Annotated in this window: 16 protein-coding genes; 7 read left to right on the top strand and 9 right to left on the bottom strand. The window is 43.6% G+C overall.

The features are described from left to right. Nucleotides 1–94: 94 nt before the first annotated feature. Nucleotides 95–1,726 (bottom strand): LysM peptidoglycan-binding domain-containing protein, encoded by a 1,632-nt coding sequence (locus BN6539_RS04925; RefSeq protein WP_067534559.1) that lies wholly within the window; start codon nucleotides 1,724–1,726, stop codon nucleotides 95–97. A gap of 203 nt (nucleotides 1,727–1,929) precedes the next feature. On the opposite strand from BN6539_RS04925, the gene BN6539_RS04920 reads away from it, so the two are divergent. The 4 genes from BN6539_RS04920 to BN6539_RS04905 all read left to right on the top strand — a co-directional run bounded on the left by BN6539_RS04920 (nucleotide 1,930) and on the right by BN6539_RS04905 (nucleotide 7,493). Next, nucleotides 1,930–2,292 carry a helix-turn-helix domain-containing protein gene (locus tag BN6539_RS04920; RefSeq protein ID WP_067534556.1) on the top strand — a complete coding sequence of 121 codons (363 nt, stop codon included), beginning with the start codon at nucleotides 1,930–1,932 and terminating at the stop codon, nucleotides 2,290–2,292. A gap of 267 nt (nucleotides 2,293–2,559) precedes the next feature. Beyond that, nucleotides 2,560–2,922, top strand: coding sequence for a helix-turn-helix domain-containing protein (locus BN6539_RS04915; protein ID WP_067534553.1), 363 nt, complete (start codon nucleotides 2,560–2,562; stop codon nucleotides 2,920–2,922). Between the two features lie 253 nt (nucleotides 2,923–3,175). Beyond that, on the top strand, nucleotides 3,176–5,629 hold the full coding sequence (locus tag BN6539_RS04910) for a hybrid sensor histidine kinase/response regulator (protein ID WP_242869374.1): 2,454 nt from the start codon (nucleotides 3,176–3,178) through the stop codon (nucleotides 5,627–5,629). Further along, nucleotides 5,616–7,493, top strand: a complete 1,878-nt coding sequence (locus tag BN6539_RS04905) for an extracellular solute-binding protein (protein WP_067534547.1) — start codon at nucleotides 5,616–5,618, stop codon at nucleotides 7,491–7,493. Before BN6539_RS04910 ends, BN6539_RS04905 begins: the two co-directional genes overlap by 14 nt. A gap of 371 nt (nucleotides 7,494–7,864) precedes the next feature. Here the strand turns inward: BN6539_RS04905 and BN6539_RS04900 are convergent, their stop codons facing one another. The 6 genes from BN6539_RS04900 to BN6539_RS04875 all read right to left on the bottom strand — a co-directional run bounded on the left by BN6539_RS04900 (nucleotide 7,865) and on the right by BN6539_RS04875 (nucleotide 12,670). Continuing rightward, entirely contained in the window at nucleotides 7,865–8,263 is a 399-nt protein-coding gene (locus tag BN6539_RS04900) for a hypothetical protein (RefSeq protein ID WP_067534544.1), read from the bottom strand. A 452-nt stretch (nucleotides 8,264–8,715) separates the two neighbouring features. Beyond that, a complete protein-coding gene (locus tag BN6539_RS04895; protein ID WP_067534541.1) occupies nucleotides 8,716–9,390 on the bottom strand; it encodes a GntR family transcriptional regulator in 675 nt (224 codons plus the stop codon). Between the two features lie 13 nt (nucleotides 9,391–9,403). Next, complete coding sequence (locus BN6539_RS04890) at nucleotides 9,404–10,348, bottom strand: 4-(cytidine 5'-diphospho)-2-C-methyl-D-erythritol kinase (RefSeq protein WP_067534538.1); 945 nt, start codon at nucleotides 10,346–10,348, stop codon at nucleotides 9,404–9,406. A 63-nt stretch (nucleotides 10,349–10,411) separates the two neighbouring features. After that, entirely contained in the window at nucleotides 10,412–11,287 is an 876-nt protein-coding gene (locus BN6539_RS04885) for an Ig-like domain-containing protein (RefSeq protein WP_067534535.1), read from the bottom strand. Nucleotides 11,288–11,290: 3 nt separating this feature from the next. After that, a complete protein-coding gene (tadA, locus tag BN6539_RS04880) occupies nucleotides 11,291–11,761 on the bottom strand; it encodes a tRNA adenosine(34) deaminase TadA (RefSeq protein ID WP_227142417.1) in 471 nt (156 codons plus the stop codon). Between the two features lie 66 nt (nucleotides 11,762–11,827). Continuing rightward, a complete protein-coding gene (locus tag BN6539_RS04875) occupies nucleotides 11,828–12,670 on the bottom strand; it encodes a hypothetical protein (RefSeq protein ID WP_067534532.1) in 843 nt (280 codons plus the stop codon). 92 nt (nucleotides 12,671–12,762) lie between these two features. On the opposite strand from BN6539_RS04875, the gene BN6539_RS04870 reads away from it, so the two are divergent. The 3 genes from BN6539_RS04870 to BN6539_RS04860 are packed head-to-tail and all read left to right on the top strand — an operon-like array spanning nucleotide 12,763 to nucleotide 14,280. Continuing rightward, nucleotides 12,763–13,419, top strand: a complete 657-nt coding sequence (locus tag BN6539_RS04870; protein ID WP_067534529.1) for a CvpA family protein — start codon at nucleotides 12,763–12,765, stop codon at nucleotides 13,417–13,419. A 13-nt stretch (nucleotides 13,420–13,432) separates the two neighbouring features. Continuing rightward, nucleotides 13,433–13,984 carry a GNAT family N-acetyltransferase gene (locus BN6539_RS04865; RefSeq protein ID WP_067534526.1) on the top strand — a complete coding sequence of 184 codons (552 nt, stop codon included), beginning with the start codon at nucleotides 13,433–13,435 and terminating at the stop codon, nucleotides 13,982–13,984. A 23-nt stretch (nucleotides 13,985–14,007) separates the two neighbouring features. After that, nucleotides 14,008–14,280 carry a type II toxin-antitoxin system Phd/YefM family antitoxin gene (locus tag BN6539_RS04860; RefSeq protein ID WP_067534523.1) on the top strand — a complete coding sequence of 91 codons (273 nt, stop codon included), beginning with the start codon at nucleotides 14,008–14,010 and terminating at the stop codon, nucleotides 14,278–14,280. 104 nt (nucleotides 14,281–14,384) lie between these two features. Here BN6539_RS04860 and BN6539_RS04855 read toward each other — a convergent pair whose 3' ends face one another. Together BN6539_RS04855 and BN6539_RS04850 are read right to left on the bottom strand one after the other, a co-directional pair. Continuing rightward, the gene (locus BN6539_RS04855; protein WP_067534520.1) at nucleotides 14,385–14,846 is read right to left on the bottom strand and encodes a hypothetical protein; all 462 of its coding nucleotides are present in this window, start codon (nucleotides 14,844–14,846) and stop codon (nucleotides 14,385–14,387) included. Between the two features lie 35 nt (nucleotides 14,847–14,881). After that, the gene (locus BN6539_RS04850) at nucleotides 14,882–15,922 is read right to left on the bottom strand and encodes an amidase domain-containing protein (protein ID WP_182435572.1); all 1,041 of its coding nucleotides are present in this window, start codon (nucleotides 15,920–15,922) and stop codon (nucleotides 14,882–14,884) included. Between the last annotated feature and the right edge of the window lie 40 nt (nucleotides 15,923–15,962).

Below are 15,962 nucleotides of genomic sequence, written 5' to 3'. Positions count from 1 at the left end.
CAAGTATGGACAGGAATTCATAATATATACATCTTTTTTTAAAACTAATTAGTCTGAATTAGGACTAGTTCATTTTGGTCGCCTTATAGACACACTATTTGACGATCAGTAGCCGCTGCCCGCATTCCGGCTCTTCCTCCAGATTGTTGGCTGTTCTGATATGATCTTCTGTCGTGCGGTAGCGTTTTGCCAGTTCCCAGAGAGTTTCTCCTTGCTTCATCGTGACGATGACCATCGGATACTCTTTTTCTTTCGGTTTATCGACAAAGTGCGGCTTCTCCAGGAGCACCACTTCTCCTTCGTCATAGGTCTCCACGCCCAGCATGATGGTACAGTTAATTTCGATTTGCTTTTCGTTAATCAGTTCAACCCAGGCAGATTTTATGAGTGGTCTGCAGCAGGCTTTCTGACCTGTAACAGCTTTTTCCATATCCACCGATCCCCTGAAATCAGGAACGATTCTTGCCGCTTTGAAGCAGTCGTCCTGGTCCTTCCATAGAGCACAGCAGGAAGCTGTTCCCGTCACGATAACCTTGCCTCTTTCGCAGGCGCATTCACATTCGAGAATCTTGGCGTTACAGTAGACGGCCTCTGATGCCTTTGCTCCTTCTGGCAGATTGACAATTTCTCTGATAGAGGTTTCCGACATGGCTGCATCGGAAATATTGGAAACTTTTTTCGTGGAAAACTCGTAAGCAAAATTCTTTTCTCTATGGTAGGCGTCGACAATCATATCTCTGCGTCTGCTCTCATAGAGTTCTACCCTGGTCTGCACGTCGCCTTTGATGCGGAAATGAATCTCGTCAGGATTTTCTTCGTCATGCTCGATAACTACGGCCAAGTCCTTGCTGTTAAAGAAGGTCTTCACTGAATTCCAGTTCTTGCCGCGATGTTCTTTTTCGATAGGCACGAATTGGGTAAACTCAATTCTCTGGTTGTGCTGGCAGATGGCAGATTTGGGCTCCTCTTCTGACGGGTCCGTTGCAGAGTACAAAAGACTGCAGAATACGAATCCGTTGATGACCACTTTTTCTGTCGTCACCTGACGATAGTTCTCCGTAATTGTGAAGTCCTGTTTTAATATGTATTCCGGTCTGAAATTGGAGTCCTTTCCCTTGAACGTCTCGTCTATAGACACTTCATCTTTTTTTATCAGCTCCAAGCAGGTTAAAGACGCCTCTGCTCTTTTCATTTCAAGCTGTTCATCTCTCAGCCCATCAAAAAATTGGAATTCTCTCTCGCAAAACAGCTGTCCCGAAAATTCCAGGGTAATTTTGACACGGAATTTACGTTCGTTGATAATCATGTATTCCAGAGCTTTCACTCTGCAGGCAAATACACCTTCCGCCTGGTCCAGCGGATTGAGGCTCCACTGATATTTATACGGTACCTTTGATGTAATGGCTACCGGTTCCTTATCGTCTGATTCTGAATCATAGATCGTCTGAATGGTAATAGCTCCTGTGATATTCAGCAGATCATCTGTTTTGGGAGATACTTTTTTCTCTGCCGGCATGATATCGCACGCTGCATCCATCAAAAGTATTTCCCTCATATCCGGCTTCGTATCTGGTACCAGTATATCCTCTTCAAACTGGTAGCTTACGGTCTGTTCCTCCGCCGGATAAACAATTTTTTCTGTATTGTAAATAGCTTCTGCCTCGATCGTCTTAGGTGCTCTGGCTGGCTGCAGGGCGTACTCAGGTATATCGTTCTCGTATGTCATGGCTTTTCTCCCTTCAAAGATGTTCCTGTTAAAGGGTATGCCAAAAGGGGAATGAATAGAACCACAACGTGCAAAATAACGAAAATTGAACACAACAAAAATGTTTTCGTTTCAAGAATTCATTTTATCATATATTCTCGATTCAGAAACTATAATGTAGTACATTGTTATATATACAAACATGTTCTTAAGGAGGTGATTCTATGTTCGACTTTGGACAACGCCTGCGTGAGCTCAGGGAGCAGCGACATCTTTCCCAAGAAGCCATGGGCAAAATAATTGGCCGCAGTAAACCTGTCGTCAGCAGCTATGAAAATAATTTAAAACTTCCAAGCCTGGATGTTTTAATCAACATTGCCGCACTGTACAATGTTTCTTTGGACTACCTTGTCGGGTTCGAGAAAAAGGAAATGGTTTCTGTAGATGGCCTTACAGAATCACAAAAAGGAATTGTTGATACAATTCTATTTGAATTCCACGATACAAAGCAAGCTGCCGTCGGTTTTAGCGAAAGACAACAGGCCATTATGAGTGCGTTAATGAAGGAGTTTTCGAAAAAGAAATAGTAAAAGACAATAAACGGAGGGGCTATCGCTGCTGGTGAAAAATTCAGTAAATGCGATAGCCCCTTCATGTTAACAATTGACTGCAGCATATTTATTCCTTTGCAGGTTCGCTATAATTTTATTATTTTAAAGAACAAAAGTTAATTATAATCGACGGCGCAAATGTTTTCGTATTAAAAACATAATTCGCAGTATATTCGCGTTTTTGGAACTTTTATGTAGTAAATTGTTTTTTATCTGAGAACTGGATTTTAAGGAGGTGATCCTATGTTTGACTTTGGAAAACGCTTGAGAGAATTGCGGGAACAGCACCACCTTTCTCAAGAAGCAATGGGCAAGATAATCGGCCGCAGCAAGCCTGTCATCAGCAGTTATGAGAATAATTTAAAACTGCCCACTTTGGATGTTTTGATGAGCATTGCAGCGCTATACAATGTTTCTCTGGACTATCTGGTCGGCTTTGAAAAAAAGGAGATGGTATCTGTAGAAGGCCTGACAGAATCACAGAAAGGGATTATACACTCGCTGGTATTTGAATTCCACGATCCAAAGCAGGCGGCTGTCGGTTTTAGTGAAAGACAACAGGCGATTATGAGTGAATTGATGAAAGAATTTTCGAAGAAGAGGTAAAGCAGGCAAGGTGCGGGAGAGCTATGGCTCCGCTGGTGCAGGAATCAGCGGAGCCATAGCTTTTTTGCTGTCGTCTATATCTGAATTGCGCTATTGCTTTTCTGCCTTTTCTTCATTATAATAGTTTTGTATACATTTTATAAAAAAGACAGATTGGATACATATTATGAAAAAGCTTTTACTTAAACATTGGCGAAAATTCCTTATCATTATTTTTGCGGCAATTGTAATTATTACGCTTGTCTTCAATTCTATGCTGATTCGCAGCACTACATATGAAGAAGGCTCGCAGCATTTAAACGAACTGTCTGCGCAGATTGCCTCATCAATCGAAAAGCAGTCTCGTGATCAGTGGAATATGCTGACCGTCTTTTATCAATATCTGATAAATTCATCCAGTGATGACTGGACGGAACTCGACAGCTATATTAAAGAAAAGAAAGAAGATCTGGGATTTGATTCCTTGTGTCTTGTGGACGAGGACGCGATGTACTATGACAAAGGGAAATCCTTTTCTTTGCTTTGGAGCAAAGAAGTTACAGAAAAACTGCTCACGAATAAGCAGCCAATCATCCTGGACAACATGCTTTCCACAGAGGGCAGCCTGATATTTTTGATTCCCGTCGAAAAGCGGATCGTCAATGGAAAAAAGATCTGCGCATTAGGCGTCGTCTATAATAGTCAGAATCTTTTTGACATGCTAAATATCCATGCATATGACGGTAAAGTGATGATGTACATCGTTCATCAGGATGGAGTCGCCCTTTTCCGTTCCAGCCAGGCAGACATAATAGACGGATATAATATGATAAACAGCCTGGAAGCGGCAGAGTTTAAACGCGGATCCCTCGATTCCCTTCGCAGCAATATACGCAGCGGACAGCAGGAACTGATGACCTTCCATCTGGATAACGAGGAATATTATTTGAACTATACATCCGTGGGCGTCGATGACTGGCAGCTTGTCACGATGGTGCCTGTGGACGTAGTCAGCGGCCGGTTGATGCAGTCATCTATGATCACATTTCTGTGCATGTTTCTGATCGGAGCCTTGATCGTAATCGCTTTTGTCCTGCTCTATTCGGATTCGACAAAGAAAGTGCTGCGAGCGGAGGCTGCAGCACGCAAGGCGGCCGAAAGCGCCAATCGCTCAAAAAGTCAATTTCTTTCCAATATGTCTCATGATATCCGAACGCCGATGAATGCCATCATCGGTATGACAAAGATTGCGCAGGATCATATAGAAGAAAGAGAAAAGGTGACAGACTGCCTGAAAAAAATCAACTTATCGGGTCAGCTGCTCGTAGGTCTGATCAATGACATTCTGGATATGTCCAAAATTGAAAGCGGCAAAATGGTACTTAATAAAGATACCGCTTCTCTGGTAGAACTGATGCAGAACCTGGTGAATATTACTCAGCCAGCAGTTCTTCAGAAAATGCAGGTGTTTAATATACGGCTTCATAATATACAGCACGAGAATCTGATCTTCGATTCCCTGCGCCTGAACCAGGTCATGATCAATCTACTGGGCAATGCCGTAAAGTTCACCCCTGAAGGCGGCAGCATCAGCCTTGACGTGACGGAAGAACCTGCAGCAGAAGAAGGCGCTGTCCACCTCACATTGAAAGTCGCAGATAGCGGTATCGGCATCTCTCCCGAATTTCAGAAGAACCTGTTTACCTCATTTACGAGAGAGCGGGATAGCAAAATCGACAAAATTGAGGGAAGCGGACTGGGTCTTGCCATTACGAAGATGATTGTAACTATGATGGAGGGTTCCATCTCCGTAGAGAGCGAGCTGGGCAAAGGGAGCATATTTACGGTAGAAATGGATCTCCCTATCGCCGATGCGTCAGAAGAGATGACGCTTCCAGAAATTCATGTATTAGTGGCAGATGATGATGCCGATACCTGCCGTTCAGCTGCTGATTATTTGCGGGAACTCGGGGCAAGGGCGGATGTTGCATTCGGCGGCCTGGAAGCTGTCAAAAAGGCAGATGCAGCACTCAAGACCGGGGACGGTTATCAGATTATCTTCTTGGATTGGCGGATGTCAGATCTGGAAGGAACCGATACAGCAAGAGAGATTCGATCAATTGTGGGCGAAGAGGTTCCGATTTTGATTATCAGTGCTTATGATTGGTCTGGCATAGAAAAGGACGCGGATGAAGCGGGAATCAACGGATTCATCCAAAAACCTTTTTTCAAGTCGACGATTTACCATAACATTCAGAAGTACTACCTTCACTGCAATCAAGGACAGCCCGTGGCAGCTTCTGAACAAAATGTGCTTTTAGGCAAAAACATTTTACTGGTGGATGACAATGCGATTAACCTGGAGATTGCTGAGGAAATCCTGTCTGACACCGGTGCTGTAGTTGATACTGCCCGAGACGGACGGGAAGCTGTGGAACGCTTTGAATGCTCTCCGTCAGGATACTATGCGATGATTCTGATGGACATACAAATGCCTGTCATGAATGGCTATGAAGCGACAAAGGCCATCCGGCACATGAACCGAGCCGATGCGGATCAAGTGTTGGTTTTTGCAATGACAGCCGATGCATTTGCGGATGATATTGTACTTGCGAAGCAGGTTGGCATGAATGCTCATTTTGCCAAACCGCTGGATATGAATGTGATCCTGAAGGAAATTACCAGATTGATTGCTGAAAACGAGGTAGAAAAAAATGAAACGTTATAAAAAAGGATTTTTCACTGCTGTATGCCTGCTGACTATGATAGTCATCTCTGCAGGTTGCTCTACGAAGGCTGCAGAGGTTGATGAAGACCTGCTGGGCGTCTCGCAGTCTGACATGGACAAGGTGACGATCACCATCACCTGCAATTCCAAACTGGATCATTTCGCTGCCGCCGCAGCGGAGCGCTTTCCTAACATCAGGTTGGTCCAGGACTGTTATACCGGTCAGTATCGTATCAGCGAGCATGTCGCCGATATAGAGCATCATGATTTCGGAGACTTACTCATGGTAAAAGCGGGGCATATTCCAAAGGTCAACATGTCCGATCAGCTGATCGATCTGTCCACACAGCCGTTCCCAGTTAACTTCAATGCAAATCTGCTGCAGGCGGACGAAAACGGCCATATCACTCTGATTCCCGGACCCTTGAGTTTTAATTGCAATATATACAATAAAACGTTGTTTGAGGAAAATAACTGGCGGGTGCCCGAGAATTATGAGGAATTTGTCGCTTTAGTACAAAAAATTAACCGAACTGGAATCCGGGGACTTCGCAACTGCTACTTTGATTCTGCCTCACAGAGTTATCAAATTTATCAATACAGTGTCTTTTCAGCGCTGGATACGCTAACACAGGTAGATGGTCAGATCTGGCATAATAAGCTCATGTCGGGAGAAACCGTTTCTTTAAATCCGATGAAGACTGCTTTTGAGAATATGCAGCACATGATGGACATCGGTGCCATCAAACAGGAAGATATGAGCGTACCGTTTAACGAAAACATCGAGGCAATTGCAAACAGGGAGGTCGCCATCGGTGGTGGGGAAATTGACCATATAAGGACCCTTAACAGCAGCAGCAAAGATACTTTCTGTTTTATGCCTCATTTCAGTATGACTGACGGACAGGGGTGGCTTCTGAATCTGGGCTATTTCTTCGGAGCGAACAAAGATCTTCAGCAGCCTGGAAACGAGAAGAAGCTTTCTGCTGCGATGGAGATTATGAATTTTATCGCCTCAGAGGAGGGGCAGGAACTTTTAGTGGAGGATGGTCTGGGTATGATGCCTGCTACGATAGATGCAGAAATTCCAGATGATCCAGCATTGGCGCAGATACACACGCAGATTGAAAGCGGACGCTATATCATGCGGCCTACCTATGATATGTTTTCATCTGTATTAGATACAGATATTGGTGCTTTCATCCGCGGAGAGCTCAGCAGTGAAGAGATTTTGGACAGATGCAGCCTGGTTCTGAAGCAGGGGCCTCCGTCGGTACAGTCTCTGGGTGAGGCTTCTGATGACTTCACCATACTGCAGACCGGCTGTCTGAAAGCTGATGCACTGCGCGCTGCTACGAACACGGATGTCTCCCTGATCGGCATATCGGAGGTAGACGGATATGATCCCGTGGGCGGCATTCGAACAAAGCTATACAAGGGATCTATCGTAGAGGATGATATCACCCGCATCGCACAGCCTCTGATGGATGTACCGCTGACGACCGTCCGCACATCGATGACTGGGAAAGAATTACTCTCCCTGCTGGAATACGGAGCGACATCGGAAACAGAACAGGCAGATGGCAAAGTCAGCCGCTTCCATCCCTTTGCCGTATCCGGTCTCAGACTGGCTTACCATTTGAACCGTGATGAGGGAGAACGCGTATCCGCTGTGACCCTGGAAGACGGGAGTAAATTAAAACCAGAGGCTACATATACCATTTCCTATATTGCCGGCGCTTTTCCGAAAGGACAATTTGATGAGAAGGAAGCAGGCATCACCTTAACCGATGCCCTGAGAAAGTATATCACCACTGAAAAAAAGCTTGCACCAGATAAACTGCGCATCCAATTAAATCACTAAAGTGAAGGCTGCAAAAGTGGAAGATGAGGCCATGGATGATTTCCACGGCCTCACCTTCCAGGCTTTCTTTTGAATAAAAATTTCTTCCGCTTTCACCCGCAGGAACTCTCCAGTCAAGAGGAACGTTGTAGCTCTGCTCCCTCTTGCGCCTCAAATTTCTCAAGAAGTCATGAGCAGGAAGAGGAAATTGTTCAGACACTTTTGATTGAATTCTATGATCCTAAACAGGCAGCTGCCGGATTCAGCGAAAGACAGCAAGCCATCATGAGCGCGCGAATGAAAGAATTCTCAAAGAAGAAGTAAAAAATCAGTAAAAATCTGAAGGCGAAATCCTATTCTTTTTTAGCGCTTTTTTGTAGTCACTGTCAAGATCAGGTTTCCTCCTGCAGGGTAAACACCTGTCCCTTCTCGAAGATGCCACAGTCCGCCAGTACCGATAATTTCGTTTCCGAATCCACTTTAAATTTTAACTTCTTATCTCTCAACCAGTCAATGACGAGAATGTCACCATAGAATAAGCTATGTTCTACGGTGTAAGATTTCACCAACGTGCCACACGAATCCACAATGCACCTGCTCTCCTGTTCCAGAACAAAATTTCCAGCATAGTCTGACATAGCGCTCACATTCAGCGCCCCATCACTACTGGAATACCTCCCCGGCTTCGGAATGACAGAGGGGTCTTGATTCACGCTATAAATGATCAAAGTGCAGATGATTGCTGCAATGATTGCCCCAACAATCAGCAAAGTCTTCAAATTCTTGCTCATATAATCTCCTCCAATCTCCAGTTATTTGAGAAAAAATAAGTTTCTAAACTACTATGTTGTCATTATACCATAATCTATTGCACAGCTCGTTAATTTTAAGAATTTTTAAGAAATTTCCTTTTATACCACTACATCACTATTTACAATTTACTGCAGTGCCGTGGATTTTGTCCACCGTCTTGAGTCTTTCTGACAAAAACCAACTAGTCCGAATCCGGACTAGTTGGTTTTACCAAATTTATTAGATTAACTTTCGTCTCTTTTTATTTCAATATATCTACAGTAATGAAAATCATAGCTTTAGCGAAACAGACATTGCAAAACTCACAGCCCTGTCAGCAGAACAGATCAGGAAACAATCACTGCATACTTCATCACCAAAAAACCCGGCATCTCTGCCGGGTCATATCCTTCACGTTCTGCTTTTACGCTCGTTCTTTTAATATGTATGTTTACAGGTGCTTAAAGACATCCTCGCCCTCTTTGACCACGAAATCCTTCAGCTTTTTCACATGGTTATCTGCAACCAGTCTTGCCGCTTCTGCATCGCCGCTGGTAATCGCATCGATGATTTCTCTATGCTCCACCGGCATATTTTCGTATCTTGAAAAATCATCATAATAAAGATAACGGAATCTCAACGCCAGCTCCTGCACTGTTTCGCTGAGGTGAATCAAAGTCTTGTTTCCACTGCAGGAAACGATATGTTTATGAAACATTTCATCGTAATGAATGATTTTTTCTGTATCGCTGTTATTGATTGCTTCGCTGTAACCTTGGGTGATTTTGACCAAATCTCCAATCTGTTCCTCACTCATTCTCTCCGCGGCAAGGGCTGCCGCAAGACCTTCCAGATCCTCTCTCACTTCCAGTGTATCCAACATATCCTTTACAGAGATATCAGATGCGTAGGCCCCTCTTCTCGGTTCAATGGTAACCAGACCTTCCTTCTCCAGTTTTCTGATAGCTTCTCTGACAGGGGTTCTGCTGACGCCCATTTCATCGGCAAGTTCAACTTCCATCATTCTAGTTCCCGGTGTGATTTTTCCAGTAAGAATCTGCATTTTCAGCTGCTCATACACAATTTCTCTTAATGGTCTGTGGTTCTGTAAATCAAAGTTTAACATATCAATCTCCTATTTATTTTGTGGTTTTTGTCCAGTAAGCTTCATAACGGTGTTTTCGGAGCATTTCACAGGCTTCTTTTGCGCCGGAAATACTGTCAAATACAGCAAATACCGTCGGTCCGCTGCCACTCATCAATACTTTTTCTGCTCTCGCATTCTGTGATAATAGCGCTTTTAACTTCTTTACCTCCGGATATGCCCGCAGCGTATAATTTTCCAAAACATTGATGCAATTGTCATAAATCAAAGTGAAATTTTTGTTCATTATGCCCTTGGCCAAAGCGTCGTTATCGGGGCGTTTGCTTATCTCGCAATGATCGATTTCCCGATAGACCTCTGCCGTAGAAACGCCCATAGGCGGTTTGGCAATGACCAGGGATCGTTTAATGCCTCTCAGAGGCGTCAGCGCAGTCCCCGTTCCTGTCGCCCTAGCGCATGAAACTGCAAGCTTATCCTTGCGTATACTCTTTGGCAGACAGAAGTTGTACCCTGCCTGACCCATGACGCAGAAAGGAACGTCTGAACCGAGTCTTGCTCCCAGGCTGCACAGTTCCGGTAAATCTAAGTCCAGGTTCCACAACTGGTTTAAGCCGTGGAGCACGGCTGCACCGTTTCCACTGCCGCCGGCAAGTCCTGCTGCCACTGGGATCCTTTTAAAAATATCAATTTCCACTCGTCCGCCAGGTACTTTGTCTGCATACAGAGACGACGTCAAAGCCGCCGCTTTGTAGGCCAGATTCCTCTCATCTACTGGCAGATAATAACGGTTGGTGGACACTTTGATATCAATATCGCCCCTGTTCTTCGTGTGATCAGATATAAATCTGACTTTCACATCGTCGTGAAAAGATATCTGGTGCATGATCATATCGACAGTATGCATGCCGTCTTCCGTAATTCCAGTAACATCGATGGAGAGATTTATCTTTGCAAAAGACAATATCTTAATTTCTTCCATGTGTTCCTCTTTATCCGTAATTTTACGTACAAAATGAGCGGTAAGCCGCTCATTTTGAATAAATTATTTTTTCTTTTTCTTTTTAGCGTTTGCGGCTCTTCTTTTTTCAAGTCTTTCTTCTTCTGCCCTTTTTGCTTCAGCTATGGCTTTTCGGCCTGTGATAAAGCTGCTTCCGCCAGCAGAAACCGGTTTCGGACCCTTTACTTTGTAGTTGCCATTGTCCTCGTCTTCGTAATCATCATCGTCGTCGTCATTATTTTTACGAGATGCCTTCTTTGCTTCCTTGGCGGCTTTCTTTGCCATCTCTTTTTCGTGGATTGCAATGACCTCGTCTACGGATTTCCCAGTCTTCTTTGCTTCTTTATATGGATTAAACGGCTCTTCTTTTATCTTGCCTTCTTCTTGCTGTTTTGCAGCCTGCTTCTTCATCTGACGTGAAGAGAAGATGAACATTCCGCCCATCATGACGACCATCATAATCATGTATATTTTGGTGCTCTGGCCCTGATTCAAAGTCGTGAAGGAAACCTTCTGATCCTCTCCCAGGGTATTCCCTGCTTTATCCTGCAGTTTCCCTGATATGGTCAGCGTATACTTGGTATTGTCCAGGATATCCTTGGTGGTGTTGATCTTGGCCGTATCCGCCAGTACCATGATCTGTTTCTTGTCCTTTGGATTGTTGTAATAAACCTTGATTGGAATTTTCTTTCCCTTTGGATCAGTAATGGAAAAGCAATCCTTGTTTATTTTCTCCATATCCTTTCCGTCCATATCGTTGTTGAACCACAGCTTTACACACATGTTGTCCTTGGTGGTATTCGTCTGTCCGTCCTGCGGATAGTTTTTCACCACTTTTAGTGACTGTGCGCCAAAGCAGACAGAAGCTGTCATTGTTACAATTAGTGCTGCAAGGCATACGATAGCGCCTATTCTTTTCATGTCCTACTCCTCCGATTTGTTGTTTTTCTTTCTATTTCTAAGCTGGGCGAAAAATGCTTTCATGATCTTGCTGCATTCTTCTTCCATGATTCCTGTTTCTACATTGATTCTGTGATTCAGCCTGTCATCGCTGACGATATTGAATACTGATCCGCAGGCCCCCGCTTTGGGGTCCATCGCCCCGATATATAAATTGTCTATTCTAGCCCAGACCATGGCGCCTGCACACATGGTGCAGGGCTCTACTGTAACGTACAAATTACAGCCGATGAGCCGCCAACCGCCCAAGTTGCGAGCCGCTTGCCGAATAGCCATCATCTCCGCATGAGCGGTAGGGTCCTTCATGGACTCCGTCAAGTTATGACCTCTGCCTACAATTTGTCCATCTTTTTCTATTACAGCCCCGATAGGGATTTCCCCTATGGCGAAAGCTTTTTCTGCTTCCCCCAGGGCTTCTATCATAAACTTATTCATATACCTTTCAATGTTACCACAATTCCATACAGTATTCAACAGTTTTTTGTATTGAATTTTGTGCAACTAGAGAGGTGTAATCATGCCGCTTTCTCCATCGATTCCCCCGATCCAATATCCAAAGATTTCCTCCTGCAGTTTTTCTGTCAGTTCTGACAAGTCCTTGAAGAACTTTTCCCCTCCGCGAATGGGCTGCCACAAAACAAAGCATTTTTGTTCGCGCAGCGGCTGTTCTCCCTGCAAAAACCTGCCGGGAATACCGATATAATAGGAAGACTCCCTTTGTCCCACTATGTAGTGTCCGTATTTCTCTACTTGATCTCTGCAGTTAGTGAGAGGCGCTGGAATCTGGCTTCCGCTGCTGATTCGATACCACTTTGCACCCGTTTCATCCATGCTCTCCGAAAATGCCGCTACGGCATTTTTATCGCTGACGTTATCAAAAATACTTTTCCAGGTCTCGTCGAATTGACATGGCATCGCAGTCGCTTCTGTTACTTCTTCTTCTGGTTTCTGAAAAAAAGGCATCTCCCCAGACATGATTGTTTCAATGCCGCCGTCAGCACGATCTGCAGAAACCAGCAGGCAATGGGTATAGCATTCTAACGTCGGACCAGTGAACTTCTTAAAAAAGCTGCCGTCTCCTTTTTGGTCGACAAAAAAAGATCCGAAATCCCGATGAATAATTTCTCCCTCGTCCACGCCCATCAAAATCAGGCGATATTCCCTGTTCCCTTGGGACAGCAGGCTGGCTGACGGCAAAAGATTTGAAACTGCAAAATATAGGGATCTTTTATCTTTATAGGATTCCACAATGCATGTGCTGCCGTCAATTCCGCTCCTCCAAAGTCTGTATTCATCGTTCATAAGCTGCATTTCTACTGTAAATTTCCTGTAATCTCCGCCCATAACACATTCTCCTTGTATTGCATTTTAAAGATAATTTTAGTAATATAATATATGTAAAAAAAAACAACCTATTCGAATAATGGAGATAATATATGGACTTGGGATCAGGGATTATTACAGACATCGTCATCTGCGGCATCCTTCTTTTTTCCACCATCATGGGAGCGAAGAAAGGGGTTGCGCGGACTGTGGTTAGTTTCATGCAGTGGTTTGTGTGCATCATCGCCGGTTTTATCCTCTGCGATACAGTCAAAGGGCTTTTAATCGATTACACAACCACAGACGATGCGATTAACCGCTACGTGCTAGAAAATATGCAAAATTCAATGGAGGACAGCAGCCCCTATCAGGCTATGCCGGATCTGTTCAGCGATTGGGTTAACGACGCCTCGGATACCTTTTTATACGGCACTTCGGCAGCAATCACGTCTACGTTGATGACTGTCATCGCCTTTCTTTGCATCGTTTTCGGTATCAAGTTAGTCGCCTTTGGTCTCGTACGGTTATTTTCGCGCAAATACCATGGCGGCGTGGTCGGCTTTTTCGATGGCTTTATGGGATTTCTCTTCGGCGGCGTCAGAGGACTGATCTACGTGTTTCTTCTTTTCGCCCTGCTGGTCCCTATTTTGGGTTTAATCTGGCCGGAGCTGTCAGAGTCGATTGTCAAGTCGATGGACGACTCCTACATTGCCGGTTTCCTCTACAATAATAATGTGTTGTTAATTTTAGTACGGGACTTCTTCTCGTAGAAAGGATCATACAATGGAAAAGATTCAAGTGCGCCCATCTGTACTAGCGGACTGCCAGCAGTTCTATCAGTGGGAGCAAACCCCGGAAGTCACCAAATTTTTCAGTATACCTGACGGACAGACCTACGAAGAAGTGGTCAGAGACTTTGTATTGAACGATGCAGATCTAGAGAAGGAGCAATATACGATTACAGATGCAGAGGGCCAGCTTCTAGGCAGGATCTACCTGAACGGAATCAGCCGCAAGCTGGATTCCCTGGAGGTTTACCGCATCTATATCGGCGATCCCGCCCTGCGCGGCAAAGGCTATGGCCGTCAGGCGCTCCAGTGGGTTCTCGACAGAGCCTTCAAAGAAGACACCTTTCACCGGGTCTATCTGGACTACTACACGGGCAACGAACCCGCCCGCCGCCTCTACGAGTCCATGGGCTTTCAGCACGAGGGCTGCGCCCGCGGCGCCTGCAAGAAGATGGGAAAGTATCACGACGTACACATCATGGCGATATTGAGAGAGGATTATTGTGGTTTGCAGAAAAAGATTGGCTTAGAGAACGAATTGATATAATTTTGTTATGGAGCGGTGCAAATATGATTATCAAACCGTCGGCTTCTATCCGAAATGATTATAATGGAGTGGTTAGCCTTTGCAGAGAAACCTCAGAACCTATTTATCTGACAAGGAATGGCGAAGGTGATGCCGTTATGATGGATATCGCTACATTCAATAAACGCGAACAGATGTTGCAACTCCGAGAAAAGTTATTGGAAGTGGAAGAAAACCGTCTTCGTGGAAAAAAGGGATATTTCATTGAAGAAGCGGATGAAATACTGAGAAATGCCCTTGATGAGGCGGCAAAATGAGTGATTCTCAATATCATAAGTCAAATTTAAGAGGGCTGTCCCATGTTAAGCAACAGCCCTCTAGAATTGATCATATTTCAACTTACATAACTTATTTTTAGTTGTTAGCGTCTAATTTTCTTGTTGCAATTCTTTCTCTGTTTAAGATAAAATTGAAAAAGAATAAATGCAACAATAACTAAGAACGATGAGAGCCAAAACGATATCATCGTACTGGCTAGTCCATAATCCAAGTCCATCCCCACATCAGACCCATAGATATTGCATAGATACCTTTTTAGATAAAGAACAGAATAGGTATACATTCCTAAAATGCCTAAAAAGGAAACTTGAGCAAGCACAATGTAGTAAAGCTTCGGTCTGTCAATAAGCACCCAAATGAATAGGATAAGATAAACAAAAGGTATCCACAAATAATGTTCCATCACCACCTCAAATCCCCAAAAATATGAAGCATAGTCACCTCTTTCAAACCACGGTAGTAGTGTAGAAAGTATCATCAAAATAAATACTAACTTAAAAGAGCTTTCAGTCATTTTATTTTTGTAAGTCTTACTACTATTCATTGCCTGCACTCCTCTTTTATCATTTTAAATATCGTTCATGTTAAATCAAACAGTAAAACCTTTTTACCACCTGAGAAAAGGTTACTTACAGCCTTATCTGTCGCACTGTTAGAGTGTCCACAGTAATATGCCGCTCCATTTGTTTTTTTACTGATTATTACAGTGTGTTCTGGAGTACCCGCTGCACTTAAAACTTGAACCACATCACCTACTGCGCAACTACTATTTAATGCCGAAGCTGTTGTTTTCTTTGTCTTAGACTTAGCTTTCCCAGTAAAATAAGTATTAAAATCAGCAACTCTTATCCATGATGTAGTTACTGCATATTTTCTTCCTTTATCAGGATCATAACTAGATGATTCTGTACATTTGCAATACCAATTGGAAGTAGAACTATAAACACCAGTTCTAGTGTTTGTACCTGCCATTGGCAATCCCCCCGCGCTTAAACACTGAGACACAAAATTGGTGCAATCTTGTCCTGCATAGTATGGGTAAAGTACATTTTGTCCGTTTGCATGTAGCCTGGCATATGTAGCAGCTTTTGACGGCGTATATGAATTTATTGCCATAGGTGTGATATTTACCTTATCTGTCTCATATGCCGCAATCATATTTCTCACAATAATATCACCAATGGTGGTCTCCTTAAAGCGTTCCGTTAAACCAAAGGTAATTTGACCATTTTGCATATTGTAAGAGAGACAATCATTGCTATTTAGTATATCAGCGATTAACTCTTTATCGGCCTCTTCTTGTGACAAAATACTCTCACAGATTAAGTAATCCCCATACACATTCTTGAATTCCGCCATATATTCAAGGATTAAGTTGTAGGTGTCTAATTCTTTAATGCCCACGTCCCCGACGCCTAATAGTTCTTCTACCGCATAGTCATAGAATTCCTTAGACTCAACGCTCATGTTAATGTCATTTTTAATAAAATAATCTTCAATCGTTGCCTGAATTTCTCTGAACGATACTTCTTTTTCTTCTTTTACATCCGTTGCGTAAATTGGAAATGCAGTCGCCAGAACCATTACAACGGTTATTATACACGTTATAAATTTTTTCATTTTCTTTTGCCCTTTCATTGCTTATTTATGTTACAATTAT

It is taken from the genome of Emergencia timonensis (assembly GCF_900086585.1).
In the GTDB taxonomy this organism is placed as follows: domain Bacteria; phylum Bacillota; class Clostridia; order Peptostreptococcales; family Anaerovoracaceae; genus Senimuribacter; species Senimuribacter timonensis.
The sequence above is the reverse complement of the archived record's forward strand: the minus strand, read 5'-3'. Positions and strand labels throughout refer to the sequence as shown.

Excerpts from the sequence above, each read along its gene's own strand:
- BN6539_RS04925 (WP_067534559.1), bottom strand. The coding sequence starts at position 1,726 with ATGACATACGAGAACGATATACCTGAGTACGCCCTGCAGCCAGCCAGA.
- BN6539_RS04920 (WP_067534556.1), top strand. The coding sequence starts at position 1,930 with ATGTTCGACTTTGGACAACGCCTGCGTGAGCTCAGGGAGCAGCGACAT.
- BN6539_RS04915 (WP_067534553.1), top strand. The coding sequence starts at position 2,560 with ATGTTTGACTTTGGAAAACGCTTGAGAGAATTGCGGGAACAGCACCAC.
- BN6539_RS04910 (WP_242869374.1), top strand. The coding sequence starts at position 3,176 with ATGCTGATTCGCAGCACTACATATGAAGAAGGCTCGCAGCATTTAAAC.
- BN6539_RS04905 (WP_067534547.1), top strand. The coding sequence starts at position 5,616 with ATGAAACGTTATAAAAAAGGATTTTTCACTGCTGTATGCCTGCTGACT.
- BN6539_RS04900 (WP_067534544.1), bottom strand. The coding sequence starts at position 8,263 with ATGAGCAAGAATTTGAAGACTTTGCTGATTGTTGGGGCAATCATTGCA.
- BN6539_RS04895 (WP_067534541.1), bottom strand. The coding sequence starts at position 9,390 with ATGTTAAACTTTGATTTACAGAACCACAGACCATTAAGAGAAATTGTG.
- BN6539_RS04890 (WP_067534538.1), bottom strand. The coding sequence starts at position 10,348 with ATGGAAGAAATTAAGATATTGTCTTTTGCAAAGATAAATCTCTCCATC.
- BN6539_RS04885 (WP_067534535.1), bottom strand. The coding sequence starts at position 11,287 with ATGAAAAGAATAGGCGCTATCGTATGCCTTGCAGCACTAATTGTAACA.
- tadA (WP_227142417.1), bottom strand. The coding sequence starts at position 11,761 with ATGAATAAGTTTATGATAGAAGCCCTGGGGGAAGCAGAAAAAGCTTTC.
- BN6539_RS04875 (WP_067534532.1), bottom strand. The coding sequence starts at position 12,670 with ATGGGCGGAGATTACAGGAAATTTACAGTAGAAATGCAGCTTATGAAC.
- BN6539_RS04870 (WP_067534529.1), top strand. The coding sequence starts at position 12,763 with ATGGACTTGGGATCAGGGATTATTACAGACATCGTCATCTGCGGCATC.
- BN6539_RS04865 (WP_067534526.1), top strand. The coding sequence starts at position 13,433 with ATGGAAAAGATTCAAGTGCGCCCATCTGTACTAGCGGACTGCCAGCAG.
- BN6539_RS04860 (WP_067534523.1), top strand. The coding sequence starts at position 14,008 with ATGATTATCAAACCGTCGGCTTCTATCCGAAATGATTATAATGGAGTG.
- BN6539_RS04855 (WP_067534520.1), bottom strand. The coding sequence starts at position 14,846 with ATGAATAGTAGTAAGACTTACAAAAATAAAATGACTGAAAGCTCTTTT.
- BN6539_RS04850 (WP_182435572.1), bottom strand. The coding sequence starts at position 15,922 with ATGAAAAAATTTATAACGTGTATAATAACCGTTGTAATGGTTCTGGCG.